The following is a 14,160-nucleotide window of genomic DNA, read 5'->3' as shown; positions in this document are numbered from 1 at the left end:
AAAAGAGGAATAATGTGGTGACATAACCAAGGAAAAGCCCTTCAGTTTATTAGAAGGACTTAAGTGTGGTGATTCATGCTTTAAGACTAATATATATCCATCCCGTCTATTTTATGCATTTGAAGTATGTATGATTGTATTGGTTTTTGATTACAGTTTTATCGTGGCGAAGAACATTGACTAAACATTGGTAATAATTTATAATTCAGTTATAATCGGTGTAGTCATTGTTTTGTTCATGAAAAGGGAGAGGGCAGTTATGAATACGATACTTACATTCCTTAACGGTTTTGTTCAATACCGAAGGGGGAAACAGACAGGTTTAGCTGGATTATTAGGACTTATTATTTTTGTTTTGGCAGTTTACAGATGGGATATTACTTATCCAATTTTAGAATCGCTAAAAATTATTGATTTCTTTGATAATTTGGGTTTGATATATGAGGGCGAACCAGGAACGACGTTGTACGCAATAATGTTATTCTTATCAAGAGCAGCAATAGTAATAATGTTTTTCTTAGCTGTAGCTTTAATTCTAAGTTTATTTTTAATGATTATTGGCTCTTCTAAGTTAGGACAAAATTTATTAGCATATGTGGTACTTACTATAATGATTCCCCTTTTAATAGTATGGATGTTAGGATATTATATTGCTTATTGTTTTGGATTTCGTACTAAAAAGGAAAAGGCAGAGGAGTCATATGAAAACTGGCATCAAGAGACTTTTGGAGAACATTCTGATAGATATAAGGAAGAGCAATTAAAGTATGAAGAGTCTCGTCTTTCTCCTTCTGATTTATTAAAAAAATACTGCACTACTTATTATATAGAGGATACAATTAGTCATTTAAATAGATTGCCTATTTTTGGTGATACAGTTTTCATGCTAGGAGAAACCTATGATGGATCACTCTATATCTTAATGCCTGACCCTTTATTGAAATATAATAGAAAGATGGATATCGAATATAGGAGGGACTATTCTACTCCTATTAAAGCAGTACCATTTACTGTGAAAAATGTTGTGTTAGAAAAAAAAGATGATTCTAATATCATGAAATATAGACCAGAAAAAATGGTCATTTCTTTAAAGAAAAATCCCGAGTATAATGTAAATAGTGAATTAATTAAATATGAATTTTTAGTAGATATAGACTTTTGGGATATCAAGTCTTTTTATATGCCGGATATTGATATAAAAGACATTAAACATTACATTAGCTCTTTCGGCAAAAGAAATGATTATCGAATTTATTTAGAAGATAAGGTAGAAAAATATTTTTCTCAAAAACAACATCTTTTAAATTTTTTATATAGAGACATATCAAGCGAAAAATTTCAAGAAGTTACTAATGACCTTAAAGAATTAAATGCAACAAATGAAGATATAGTTAAAATGATAAATGATTCTCCCAAAATACTAGGAGTGAATAATGAATAAAGAAACTTTAATAGAATTGTTAATTCCTCATAAAGAACATTTAACAACGGTAGGCAAGTGGGAAGAATATGCTTCAAAGCACAACCTACCATCCTATTACTCATTAAGAAAGTTCTTTAATGATTGGAACGAAATTAGAAGCGCTTTAGGAACAGAGATAAAGGGAAAATATGATCGAAATAGCCTTATTCAAATCGGAAAGGAACATAAAGAGCACGCTAAAACAATAAGAATGTGGAAAGATTACTCTGCTAATCAAACACTAGATCTTCCCTCTCCTGGTCAGATTTTAACAGTATTTAAAGATTGGTCATCGTTTAAAAATGCCATTGGAGTAGAGAATGAAAGAACTCCGAAGTATACAAAGCAAAAAATAAAAGAAGTTCTTGAAGAACATAATGAATTTTTTATTTCACGTTCTCAATGGGATATATATGCTTCTGAGAATAAATTACCAACTTATAAAACAATTAGAAATCATTATACGTACGATGAAATATTGGATATAGTAGGAAAGAAAAAAGTTTTTAATTTATCAAAAGAAGAACTAATAAAACTTACATTAAAACCAGAGTATTTTTACAAATTTCTCAATTCTACTAAAACAAAGTGGGATGAATTTGCAAGGGAAAATAATTTACCTTCTTCATATAAGTATATAAAAACTTTCGATACATGGTTAAAAGCAAAAGAAGAAATTGATAAAGCCTATCTAACAATGTCAAAAGGTACGGAATAATTACTTTACCGTACCTTCTATTTGTTTAACTATTTCCCAAGCGGAAGTTACAATAGAATATGTGGAATGGTGATGCTCCTCTGAGTGAGCGTACTCGGAGGGAGAAATACGAATTTCTATCCTTTTAGAAAGACCGTCTGAGTATTTTAATTCTAATAATACTCTATTAGAATTAGGACCAATCCCTTCTTTCGCTTCTTTGATTTTTAATCCCTCAATACTGCCGTTTCTTGAAATTCTGTTTATTATTTCCTTTACCACTAATTCTTTGTCCTCTTCTTTTGATTGGAATAAATCCTGCGAAAGAACTTCAATATCAAATGCAGAAGTAAAATAATCAATATTATCTTGTAATAATCCAGTCATAAAGTAGTTGATGACGTTTCTCTGAGGAGAAACGTCACTATGTTCATTTGGTTCATAAAAACCTAAGTCTAACTCCATGTCACCTTTTGCATTTTTTTCTGCCCACTCCATTGTCTTTTCTTGATATTCTTTATTAAATGATACTTCCTTAGCCACATTGTTTTGCATATCTTTTAAATCAACTGGAGTAAGTTTTTGACTGGAAGAAACATTGATATATATCGCAATACAGATTGTGATTATTGAGATACTGATAATCCAAATATAATGTTTTTTCATCATTTTTCTTCTTCCATAGCTGCACTTGCCAGCTCTTCTCTTAGTATTTTCCATTGGTTAGCAGTATTTGCTTGTTCCTTTTTAATTTCTATATATTCTTGTCTTAATGTGTCCTTATCCATGGTATTAGATTCATCTGTACTACTATTATTGGCACTTTCAATTGCTGTAAGTAATAATTGATGCGAACGATTGACTAAAACAATAAGATTTTGGTGTGCCTCAAAAAGTTCTGGATTAACATCTAGTGCCTCCACGTTGGAAACAAGTTCATTTGATTTTTTTATTGTTTCTTTCATTATTGTTGCAAATTGACTATTACTTACCTCGTGGGTGTATAGACCATCTAAAGAATTATTAAAATTTGTTAAAATACTAGTCATTTCTGTTATAAATGTTTGTAACGATTCATCGTATTCAATGAGGTAGTCTATATTATCTTCTGTCACTTTTATATTAGCTTTAGAACTTGAAGAGCATCCACTTAAAATTATTACTAACGACAAAATTAGAAAAGAAAAACGTAGTTTACTAGTAACTTTCATATACTCACCCCTATAACTTAAAATTTGATGTATAAAGCGGGATTTTTAGCATTTGCTTTATTTGCAGTCCATGCTGGTGAATGGATTTCAAAATGCAAATGAGGTCCGGTGACGTTCCCAGTACTACCCATATATCCTAAAAACTGCCCTTGTTTTACTTTTGTACCGGCAGAAACAGCTCTATTTTGCATATGTGCATATACAGTTTCATATTTCTTACCACCTATTGTATGTTGAATGTAAACAACATTCCCATATGAACTACTTAGATAGGATCTATGAACGACACCATCTGCAGCAGCATATATTTTCACGTTTGATCTACCACCTAATCCAATATCTATACCATAGTGAGTAGTACCCCATCTTGCCCCAAATCCAGAAGTAACTTTTCCTGTGGTAGGTCTAATAAAACTTCCTGGATTTAGTTCTGGCGAATCAGATCCACCGCTATAACTAGCGCTTGTTTTGAATTTTTCTGCCCTAGCTAGTACATCGTTAACATACCAATCTGCATGGTTATATTGATAAATTGATTTTCTCTTATCTGTAGAGTAGCCGTTCTTTGAAAGATAATTTGCTGCGGTGAAAATAGCATCTTCTAAAGTAAAAGGATCTGCCTTTCCATCATTATTACCATCTACTCCGTATCCTCCACCTGCTTTAATAACATTCAAATCTGTATAATTTGTAGTATTGGAAACTCTTCCCCCTCCAATATTGTATTTCCATCCTGCCCAAGTTGCAGGAAGAAATTGCATGTGACCAACAGCTCCTGCATAAGAAAGCATTGGTTTTATTGTACTGAAGGCTGTCTCCTTACTATGAATAGCGGCTAGTGTATACCAATGTACCCCATACTTTTTTTCTGCAGCAAGGTATATAGGCATGTATTGCGGAGGTACCCCAGCTCCAGGAATTATGTCACCATCATAACTGATATCATCAAACCCATATACGCCACCATTCCCTTTCAACCAATCTATATAATTTATATCTCCTTCAAGGAAGCTATAATTTGCTTCTATAAGCATCTTATCGTCCAAGCCCAGTCCCATTGAGTTTAATATTGCATCAAAATTCGCATAATCTTGTTTTACTTGTTTACTAGATTCAAAATATTGCTGTCTAGTTTTAGTTGTAGTTTTTACTTCTACAATTCTTTCAACTTTAACTGTCTTAGTTTTTAAAAGGTACACTTTAACATAACCTGAAGTGTTAATCTTATTTTTTTTCTGTCTGCTTTCTTCTGCTAGTAGTGATTTCCACGTTTTGCTGTTTGAATTATAAAATGGAAAATAAGGATCTGACCTATCTACAAGATACATAGGGACTTCTAACGCTTTCCAATAGTCAACTTTTTTATTTTCTTTTATGGTTTTGTGGGTAATGACTGTATTTGATTTCCACGCTGTGACTTTGGGTTTATAGGTGAATATAGTTGAACCATTCCAATATTCTACAGAATTTAATTTGGTTACCATGTTTTTTGTATGTTGAACTTTCCCAACATTACATTCTTTACCTTCCTCACAAACAGTCACTTGCTTTTCTTTCCATTCATCATATTGACCATACTCAAATTCAGGAGCGAGTTTAGTAGCCATGTTTCTAATAATTTTTTTCGTTTGGGAAAGACTGTAATCTTTTTGCTCAAAAAAATCTAACATTATAGTTGAGGATATTAACCCTTCTGGTACACGATAAGGTCTTTCTAAATCACTATCCATATTCACAGTAGATTCGGATTGTTCCTTAATATACGCTTGAATTTTTGCATCATCACCACTTAAATTATCATCTGAAGTCCAAAAAAAGGATAATGCAATAGAGATGATAACAGTTACAATTATTATTCCTAAAGTTATTAAGATACCAGGAATACCTACTGTACCAATTAACCAAGCAAAAATCTGTTTTAGTACTTTTAATATTACTTTGGCTGCAACTTTTATGGCTTTTTTTGCAACCGCAGCAGCTTTTTGTTTTAATTTTTTACTAAAGGGTTTAGATAGTAATCTACCTAATCCCTTCATTCCATTTACTAATTTTTCATTTAAGGTTTCTTGAGTATTTTTGTTATCACTCATCACTTATCACCTTAAAGAACTAGTAAATGCCTTATTTCTATGCATTTCTAATTGCTTTCTTGCAAAATTACGTTTATTTGGTACAGCATATGCCATTAAATCTTCGGGTTTAAGTGAAGTTGTAAAGTCACTATCACTAAAAGAAGGAATTAATTTTTTATTTCGTACTTCACAATTAGCAGTTATTGTTTTATCATTTTGAACTCTTGCATCCCCTGGACCGTAAGGAGAAATACGATAAGTCGTTCCATTTCTAGTACCAGTCATATAACTTCTATTATGATCAATGACCATTTTGATGTTTTCCATTTCGTTTAGAGCATCTTTCATGTAATACTGTCCACTATCGACTAATTGATTGTAGCTTTGAACCTCTTGTACTACTCTTGGAGTCTTACTAGTGTTTCTATTGGTAAATAACTGGTTTGGATTTACATTAATTTTAGGTGCTGGTACTTTCCCACCTCCACTGTCTAAAGAGTAGGAAGAACTTGCGGATAATAATTGACCGTCCCTAACAGTTAAATCTTGATAAACCACTTGGTTATTTTTCAATCCAGAGTGACCTGAAGCCATACGCGAAACTACATGAGTTTGACCAGTTTTATCCCTAACTTGGACAACTGTATTTTTATTATCAGTTACCATTTGAATAGCCCCTTGTGCAATTTCAGTTTGACCATTATCTAAAGTAACTGTTTGAGCCATATGTGCAACATCAGAAATTTCTTTTATTTGTTTATTAACTGCATTATTATATGGATTAAAACCTTTTAGACCAAAAGCCTTTGAGTTGCTCATACTTGGAGCGGCATATTTAGCCATCACTTGATAACCCCCAACTCCTGCAACCATACCACCTGCATAAGCAACAGCGTTTCGGAATTTCGTTTGCTTCTCTACCAAATTACTTGGAGTATAAGACTTATAATCATTTGCAAAGGCTTTTCCGCCATCTATAATACTTTCTTTTGCCGCAGAAACTAATTGCGTAGGATTTTGTGCTAGACTATTTAGGTTAGGTTTATTTTTAATAAATGAAGTAGCAGCAGTCATACCAAGTGTTTTTGTTGCATGACCAATTTTGGTATCTCCAACAAATTGACTTACCTCTTTAAGACCAGAGGCACCAACAATACCTTGTACTAATCCATTTCCTAGTCCAGCTGTAATACGTCCAGCTGAATTCTGAATAATTCTTTGTCCTAATGGAATGTTAGAAGGCATCGACTTTTGAACAGACGAAGTAATCTCTTGGGCTTTGCCACTTGAATCAAAGTTTTGATACGCTTGTGCGCGTGGTAGATTACTATTATTCGCAAAGGTCTCTCTAGCTTCATTTATTTTCATACTTGCTATTTGATTATTAACATAAGGAACATTCACTTCCTTACCAGAGTACATGGAAGTCCCTTTAACAGATGCAATTGAATCTTTTACATTATTAATAGAACTAATTGATTTTAACCCTTTATCAACTAACGATGGTGATGAAATACCTGTTTGAAGTTGTTGAGTAATAGCATTCATACCAGCTGTATTGTTAGAACTAATTCCCATTTCTTTTGCGATAGCTGAAGTTACTTTACTAATTTGAGAAGGAGTTCCATGAAGAACAGCATTGCTATTATCTCGGATAATATTACTAATACTTTGTTGTTTTTGTTGAACCTCAGAATTCCATGCTTTTTCTTTTTGTTGATTATGACTCGTTATCATTTCAGAAGTTGCATTGGCAGGAAGTGGATTAGACTTATCATAATTTTTCATGAAATTTTGTTTGTTGTTCTTTGCCCAACTAGATGCTAATACTTCAGTAGTATTGCTTACTTTTGAACTAGCACCTTGTACTGACGACAATCCAGTTTGTACTTGTGATGAAATAGCATTCATTTTACTACTATCAGAAGTACTAATTCCTAGTTCTTGTGCAATTGACTTTGTAACATTTTCTAGTGGAACATTTTTACCACTCATTATTGCGTTACTTTGGCTAGTTAAAATATTTCCAAGTTTTTGTTGCTTTTGTTGTACCTGGTTATCCCAAGCATTCTGTTTTTGTTGAGCATGGTTTGCTTTTACTTCAGATGTTGCATTATCTGGAAGTGGATTAGATTTATCATAATTTTTCATAAAGCTAGCTTTATTATCTTTAGCCCAACTGGATGTTAATGATTGAGTAGCGGTAGAAATCGGATTAGGTGAATACACATTATGAAGTTGATCACTTATTTGATCCATTTTTTCTGAGTTTTCGTTTACACCTATAATAGAACCGATATCTTTTGCCAATTGATTAGTAAATAGCTGATTTTTTTCTTGGCCATTTCTTAATTTCAAATTACCATTGCCAAGAACATTAGCTATACTTTTCTGTTTATTATCAATTTCATTTTTCCATGCTTCTGCTTTAGCATTTGAGTGTGCAGATTTTTGTTCTGCAGTCGCATTTAAAGGTAAAGGATTTTTCTCATCATAATTTTTCATAAAGTTATCTTTGTTATCTTTAGCCCAATCTTTGGCAAGGTTTGTACTTGTTTTAGCAATAGCCTTTTGGGATATACCACCAGCCATTCTTTCGGCCATTCTTTTTTCAAAGTCCTCTTTATTTATATAACTATGATTTAGGGAAGCACCATTTCCGATATCATTAGCAACATCACTCGCTAAATTTTGTATCGAGCTTTCTTTTTCCTTTAATTGAGATTGCCATGCATTTTCACGAGCGTTTTGATGGCGTGATATCTCCTCTTTACTTGCATTTACGGGAAGAGGATTTTTCTGATCATATTCCTTCATAAATGGTTCTTTATTTTTCTCTGCCCATTTATTTGTTAGATTACTAGTTGCGTTTTTAACTAAAGAAGAAGCATTAGCATTTTTCCCTTCTTTGCTTTTCATACCCGCAACCATTCCTCTTGCTTCATTTAAAAATCCTGCTTTTTTTGAAGCTTTTTCATTATCCCAAGCTTTATTCACAGCTTCTTCATGGGCATCCGGGAAACGCTCTTTAAAGTCTTTTCTGAACCCATCTTCATTTTCATTTGCCCATGCTGTAGCTTTTTCATCAGCAATAGTATTAGCTAGTTGTTCATCCGCTGCTTTATCAGCATTATTAATATCTTTAAAACCTTTAAGTCCATTTTTTAAAAGAGCTGAACCTCTGTTTGCTAATAATTGAGCACTTGCTCCACCAACTCTTCCTGCAAGTCCACCAGCTACACCGCCCGCATGAAAACCAATTGTTGAACCAGTTAACACACCCATTGGTCCAAGAGCAGAACCAGCAAGGGCGCCAGTAGCCCCAAATACAGCTTTACCACTTCTAGACAAAATGTTTCCTGGTTTTAACATTTTTTCAGCATTAGCAGTAGTCCCAGTATCTGTTCCTGTATTTCCTGCAAGAGTTTTTTTGATGTCACCTACTGTATCATTATCTTCTGATGATACATTGTCAGAGTCTTTTCCTTTACCTTTACCTCTGTTTTTAGCATTAAGATATCCCCTTTTAATAGCATCTGTAACTGATGTACCTTCTAATGCCCCTTTAGCTGCTCCATACATACCTACTAAAGCAGATCCACCCATCATAGCAGCTGCTTTCGAAAAGCCATCATTCATTTTTCCTCCAAGACCGATTAAAGCTCTTAAAGATTCAGTTACTGGAATAAAGATCATCATTAGAATAACAGCTTCAATTGGATTTGCTGCACCAACCATGACAGCCATTATGAAATATACGGCTGCATGAATAGATTGAACAAATATAGTACCTACTAATTCTTTAAACCATGCAATTGTAATGGACTTTGTTTGAGGAATTAAGAAAAATACCAGCATCAAAGGACCGGTAATTAACAACAACATAAGTGTAAATTTCCGCATTGAATAATAGAAATACGCCCATATACATAGACCGACTTTTACTATCGTAATTCCTAAAACCCCTAACACTCCACCTGGATATATAGACATCTCTATAGCATTTTTTAAATTTAACAAGTCCACATCAGATCCAAATAATCCGACAATTGCCTGGTTAGTAAGAAATAAAATGGCATAAATTGAGTACAAATTTGCGAATAGTACTGCAACTAATAATAATTCTTTAAAATACTCAATTACATAGGTTCTATTAGATGGATTGATACTGGTCGATGAAATTTTCATTGCTGCCATAATAATACTAATTAATAAAACGGTAACTGCTAAGGCTGTGAAAATATTCATTCCTGGAGTATAAACCTTAGTAATTTCCTTTTCTGTAAAAGTTAAGAAAGCTAAATTTTCATCCCCACCAAAAATCAAATTCTTTAAAGTTGGGAGACTTTTAAAAGGAGTTGCTATCCAATCACCCATAGCAGAAAAAAGTGAGGATATAAGTTCCTGGATTTTATTCAAAGTAAGATAACGCCTCCTTCCTAATAAAAACTACTAGCTTTTTGTTTTTGTCTTTGCATTGTTTCTTCATAAACCGCTTCATTGGATTCAATAAAGAATAATTCTTCTTTACTAGGATTCGTTCGTAACCATACAGATGATTTTCCGACTCGGAGAATTCCTTCTCCTTTATCCGGATTACCGAATAGAATGTTAATTTCTCCTTCAGATAAATCAAAATTTTCTCTTATAGCTTTTAAATCCAATTTGCTTTGTTTTAAAAACATAAAAGAGTAAGTGTTTTGTAGGATCCCCCTAGCTTTCTTATTTTCAACAAAACGAACAAAATCTTGACTTGCAAGTCTTAAACCAGCGTTCCGCTTACGAGAACGTCTTGCCATTTTCTCAAGAAAGTTAACGGTTTGCTCTGAATCTATTAAAGTCCAAGCTTCGTCGGCATAAACAAATTTCTTTTTCTTTGCGTTATCCAAACTCTTAACAAAGTGTTCCCATGTATAGTTAAGGAGTACATGATAAGCAATAGGTCTTAAAAAGCCTTCTTCCATTTGACTAATATTGAAATTTACGAGTCTAGCATTTTCTAATGATTGAGTGACTCCCTTTCCTAAAAAAGTTTGTCCATCAAAAATAGGTTTACTACCAGTTCTTAAGAATGGTTTGATGGCAGCTATTAAGCGAAACGCCCTTGGTTCTTCGCCGTATTTTGTGATTAAGTATTCATTAACATCACTTATTGTTGGTTCTGGTTTTCTAACCCGCGATTGAACAAGATGATTATCGATAGTTCTTACATTGTTTTCAAATAAGGATTCAGGGTGTGAATTTATGTTTAATTTGTTATGAATAACATGCTGAAGTGCTTCTTCTAAATAGTTTCTTTCAAAAACATCTAACCCTTCAGCTTCTTGGTTTTTACCTCTACATATAATGTCAAAGAAATCGATTGCCTCATTGATTTTTTCTCGGATAGGTACAAATCGAATATAGATTTTCCCATCCTTTTCTATAATTTCCTTTTCGTCGCTTTCTTCTATTAAACTAAGTTCTTCATCTCCATCTTCAAAGGGAATATCAGAATAGTTTAATGCAAGAGGGTTGATACAGATATCTTCTTCTTCGTTAATATTTAAATTAATTCCACCTAAACGTTTTGTAATTTTAACAAATTCACCTTCAGGATCTATTAATCTAGCATATACATCTGCTCCGGTAAGTTCTCTTGCAATTAAAAGTTTAAGAGTAACGGACTTTCCGCTACCAGAAAATCCCGAAATAAACATATTATAATTATCAGGTCGAAAATCTTCATTTCCGAAACTATTTATAAATTCAAGTTGATCAGTAATTTTATTTATCCCAATAGGAACTCCACCCATGTACTTTCCACTTCCAGAAATAAAAGGCGCGAAAGTAGATAAAGCACGTCTATCTATATTTCTAAGAGAATCATGTATATGGTTTTTTCCAAAGGGCAAGATACTTTTGAACCCCTTTTGGATCCTGCCCCATGTACTAGTTAATCCAAAGAAAGAACTACTTAATTCATCCTCTAAAGACTCACTAAAATAGTTTAATTGCTTCTCATTTTCTGCATATAACATGGCCAAAGTTCCAACATTAAACATATCATTTTCACCAAACTGTATTTCAGACATCAATAAGTCTGTATCTCTTATCTTTGCTGTTAAATCGTTAATTTGGTCAATATTCCCTCTTTTCGTTTGAAAAGAGAGGTTAGATTCCAACATTGTAATTTGTCGCTGAAGAGTACGTATTGCATCTGATTTACCAACTTTATGAATATCAAGAAATACATCTACCTCTCCACTTGATAGCAAGGAATTGAGCCAATTGGTTTGCATTTTCCGTGGATATCCATCTCGAGGTATGTACATTGGTCTAAAATATGTTTTCGTACCTAATGATGTCTTTATAACTCCATAATCTTCCGACTCGATTTTTAAGCCTTCCGGAGAAATAATTTCCCACATTGTTGGTTTTGTATCAATTTGATAATCTATATCTTTTACTTCATTGCTTTTTTTATTTTTATTCCCTTTTACTTTCTTACTAGTATTTTTTTTAGCTAGCTTCTTTTTCTCTTGCTCTCTCTCTTTCGTTTTCATTATCTTCATATTCCTGAATCGTCTCCTTTACTAAGTCAATATGAGAGTCTGTTTGATCTGCAGTTACATATAATGCATCCTTTTCTTGATTAACCAAATCTTTAAATCGGTTTTTTACAGCTTTACGACGATTAAATGTATAGTAAAGTAATTCATAAATACCTTCTGTTGGTAAAAGAGAGACATGTATATCTGCTTTTCGCAATTGATTTCTTGCAGAATTAACCCTTCTCATTAATTCAGCAAAAGCTTTATCTACAATTTTTTCTTCTAACTCTTCTTCAGAATCCGCGCTAATAGAGTTAACATTTATTTTATGAGTGAAAATCATATAAATTTTAGTTTCAAATCTTGGTGCGGATTTTTGCCATTCAACAATATCTGCAATCATCGCTTTTCCAAATGAAAGGGCAGCTTCATTTAAATCCTTGGATTCTTCCATTACTTTATTCATTGCTTCAATAGGCTCCGAAACATCAACGAATCTATTTTGGAGATAAACACTTACAGGATAATTAAGTGTTGCTGTCCAACTCTCAAAAGTTACATCAATTGCCTCTTGTTCAAATTGGCTTTTAAGAAAATAGTTAACAGGGTCTACTTCAGCGATTATAGAAAAAGAATAGTCAGTATAATGAATAAGGTGATTAGATATATCTTTAACATCAGAGAATAACTCTTCGAATATTCTTGGATCTTCTTCGGCTTGAAGAGGATTATTCTTCCCTTTTTCATTATTTTTCTTATTTAACTTTATTGGTGTTGCTTTATTTCCTCTACCTGGGATAATCGGTTCCTTTAGCATGATTTTCATGAAAACATAAGCTCCAACTGCAAAGAGCAGCATAATCAAAAGAGTTCCCACTTTAACTATTCACCATCCATTTCTTTGGATACGTTCCTTTTCTCCATATGCCATTTTGTTTTTTCATGTTCATTTTTATTAAAAAGTACTGATCGAAGTTTAAATGAAGGTTTTTCTTTTTGAAAAAGCCAAAAACAATTACGAAAATTGCTGTTGGAATAACACTAAATACACATGCTATCAATGCCACAATAACACCGGCACTAGAGAATATTTTGTAAACCATTGGGATATATGCATAAACTATTGACCCTGCTGCTCCTAAATAAATCAATTGTCTAATTGAGATGAATCCCAAAATAGTCTTTTGTTCAGATGCCATATCTATTGGAACCTCAGCTCTTCGACTCATATAATAATTTCCCTCCTAGAAATGAACCCCTCAATGTAAAGTACGATAGAGGGGTTTCAAACCAATATTTAAGCTCCAAATCCTGCAAAATATCCAGCTATTACTTTTGCTTGTACAATAACAAAGACTCCGATACCCGCCATTGCAAGACCAATAAAACCTTGTGTTCTATTTTGTGGATTCCCTTGTGAGCCAGATAACTTCATTCCAGCAAAGATAATACAAGCTAGTGCCCATATTGCACCGATTCCTGTGATAAGATATACAACGTTATTTAACTGGTCATATATCTTACTGTCTTTTACATTCCCTTGACTGGTGATTCCAGCTTTTTTCCATGCTGCTAATGCAGACTCTGGAACAAATAAGTACAGATAGGTTAGTATCAGTGCCCCTAGGTAAAAAGGAATATCATTTAACCCTTTTACTCTTTTGATTGCCCCTGTCTTCATTCTTTAAATCCCTCCTTTTAAATCAAGGAAAAAAAACAATAAAAAAAGTCCCCGAAAAGACTATGGAAGATTGTACTTATGCACAATGCCATAGAATTCTCGGGGACTTCCCGTTGTTTTTTCACTTGTAACCTTATCATAATAAAAACAAGAAATATGGTCAAGGTATTTTATCCAAAAAATATACTGATACGAAACCCAACTTTAATTTAAAACATCAGAAAGTAAAACTATTAGAAGAAATATTAGATAATGCTGCTCTCGATTTATTTATTAATATGACTTTAGAATTTTAATTTTTCGTGATTAATTCTTAGGAAAATTAAATCATTCAACCAAAATATTACACTACTAGAGATGATCATATAATAAAAATTTTGGTCTAAGTAAAATTTGGGATTTAGATCGGTAGCAAGCGGATAGAAAATCAAATTAACTATAAAACCTAATATAAAAAATAATACAAAATTTTTAATATAGGAATTATTTAGGGACTTTCTAAAG

General features: G+C 32.8%; 10 protein-coding genes. 2 read left to right on the top strand and 8 right to left on the bottom strand.

The features are described from left to right. Window positions 1-259 precede the first annotated feature (259 nt). Both MHH96_RS24070 and MHH96_RS24065 read left to right on the top strand, forming a co-directional pair. Window positions 260-1,441, top strand: a complete 1,182-nt coding sequence (locus MHH96_RS24070; protein ID WP_047944558.1) for a hypothetical protein — start codon at window positions 260-262, stop codon at window positions 1,439-1,441. Further along, window positions 1,434-2,180, top strand: coding sequence for a hypothetical protein (locus tag MHH96_RS24065; RefSeq protein ID WP_047944559.1), 747 nt, complete (start codon window positions 1,434-1,436; stop codon window positions 2,178-2,180). Before MHH96_RS24070 ends, MHH96_RS24065 begins: the two co-directional genes overlap by 8 nt. On the opposite strand, the gene MHH96_RS24060 is transcribed toward MHH96_RS24065, so the two are convergent. The 8 genes from MHH96_RS24060 to MHH96_RS24025 form a co-directional block, all read right to left on the bottom strand. Continuing rightward, window positions 2,181-2,828, bottom strand: a complete 648-nt coding sequence (locus MHH96_RS24060; protein WP_047944560.1) for a hypothetical protein — start codon at window positions 2,826-2,828, stop codon at window positions 2,181-2,183. Further along, the gene (locus MHH96_RS24055) at window positions 2,825-3,370 is read right to left on the bottom strand and encodes a hypothetical protein (RefSeq protein WP_047944561.1); all 546 of its coding nucleotides are present in this window, start codon (window positions 3,368-3,370) and stop codon (window positions 2,825-2,827) included. The genes MHH96_RS24060 and MHH96_RS24055 overlap by 4 nt, the downstream gene beginning before the upstream one ends. 17 nt (window positions 3,371-3,387) lie before the next feature. Continuing rightward, window positions 3,388-5,460, bottom strand: a complete 2,073-nt coding sequence (locus MHH96_RS24050; RefSeq protein ID WP_321198294.1) for a peptidoglycan DD-metalloendopeptidase family protein — start codon at window positions 5,458-5,460, stop codon at window positions 3,388-3,390. 6 nt (window positions 5,461-5,466) lie between these two features. Next, a complete protein-coding gene (locus MHH96_RS24045; RefSeq protein WP_144545511.1) occupies window positions 5,467-9,861 on the bottom strand; it encodes a hypothetical protein in 4,395 nt (1,464 codons plus the stop codon). A 20-nt stretch (window positions 9,862-9,881) separates the two neighbouring features. Beyond that, complete coding sequence (locus MHH96_RS24040) at window positions 9,882-11,996, bottom strand: VirB4 family type IV secretion system protein (protein WP_144545513.1); 2,115 nt, start codon at window positions 11,994-11,996, stop codon at window positions 9,882-9,884. Continuing rightward, entirely contained in the window at window positions 11,944-12,801 is an 858-nt protein-coding gene (locus MHH96_RS24035; protein ID WP_249937973.1) for a hypothetical protein, read from the bottom strand. Before MHH96_RS24035 ends, MHH96_RS24040 begins: the two co-directional genes overlap by 53 nt. A gap of 52 nt (window positions 12,802-12,853) precedes the next feature. Continuing rightward, the gene (locus tag MHH96_RS24030; protein WP_016204245.1) at window positions 12,854-13,204 is read right to left on the bottom strand and encodes a PrgI family mobile element protein; all 351 of its coding nucleotides are present in this window, start codon (window positions 13,202-13,204) and stop codon (window positions 12,854-12,856) included. 68 nt (window positions 13,205-13,272) lie between these two features. Next, complete coding sequence (locus MHH96_RS24025; RefSeq protein ID WP_341118192.1) at window positions 13,273-13,656, bottom strand: pilin; 384 nt, start codon at window positions 13,654-13,656, stop codon at window positions 13,273-13,275. Window positions 13,657-14,160 lie beyond the last annotated feature (504 nt).

This window comes from Niallia sp. FSL K6-0212 (assembly GCF_038007605.1).
Lineage (GTDB): Bacteria > Bacillota > Bacilli > Bacillales > Cytobacillaceae > Niallia > Niallia circulans.
This window is presented reverse-complemented; position numbering and strand designations above follow the sequence as displayed.

Bases quoted from the DNA above. Each gene is read 5' to 3' on its own strand.
- MHH96_RS24025 (WP_341118192.1), bottom strand. From the start codon at position 13,656: ATGAAGACAGGGGCAATCAAAAGAGTAAAAGGGTTAAATGATATTCCT.
- MHH96_RS24035 (WP_249937973.1), bottom strand. From the start codon at position 12,801: ATGAAAATCATGCTAAAGGAACCGATTATCCCAGGTAGAGGAAATAAA.
- MHH96_RS24060 (WP_047944560.1), bottom strand. From the start codon at position 2,828: ATGATGAAAAAACATTATATTTGGATTATCAGTATCTCAATAATCACA.
- MHH96_RS24055 (WP_047944561.1), bottom strand. From the start codon at position 3,370: ATGAAAGTTACTAGTAAACTACGTTTTTCTTTTCTAATTTTGTCGTTA.
- MHH96_RS24040 (WP_144545513.1), bottom strand. From the start codon at position 11,996: ATGAAGATAATGAAAACGAAAGAGAGAGAGCAAGAGAAAAAGAAGCTA.
- MHH96_RS24065 (WP_047944559.1), top strand. From the start codon at position 1,434: ATGAATAAAGAAACTTTAATAGAATTGTTAATTCCTCATAAAGAACAT.
- MHH96_RS24070 (WP_047944558.1), top strand. From the start codon at position 260: ATGAATACGATACTTACATTCCTTAACGGTTTTGTTCAATACCGAAGG.
- MHH96_RS24030 (WP_016204245.1), bottom strand. From the start codon at position 13,204: ATGAGTCGAAGAGCTGAGGTTCCAATAGATATGGCATCTGAACAAAAG.
- MHH96_RS24050 (WP_321198294.1), bottom strand. From the start codon at position 5,460: ATGAGTGATAACAAAAATACTCAAGAAACCTTAAATGAAAAATTAGTA.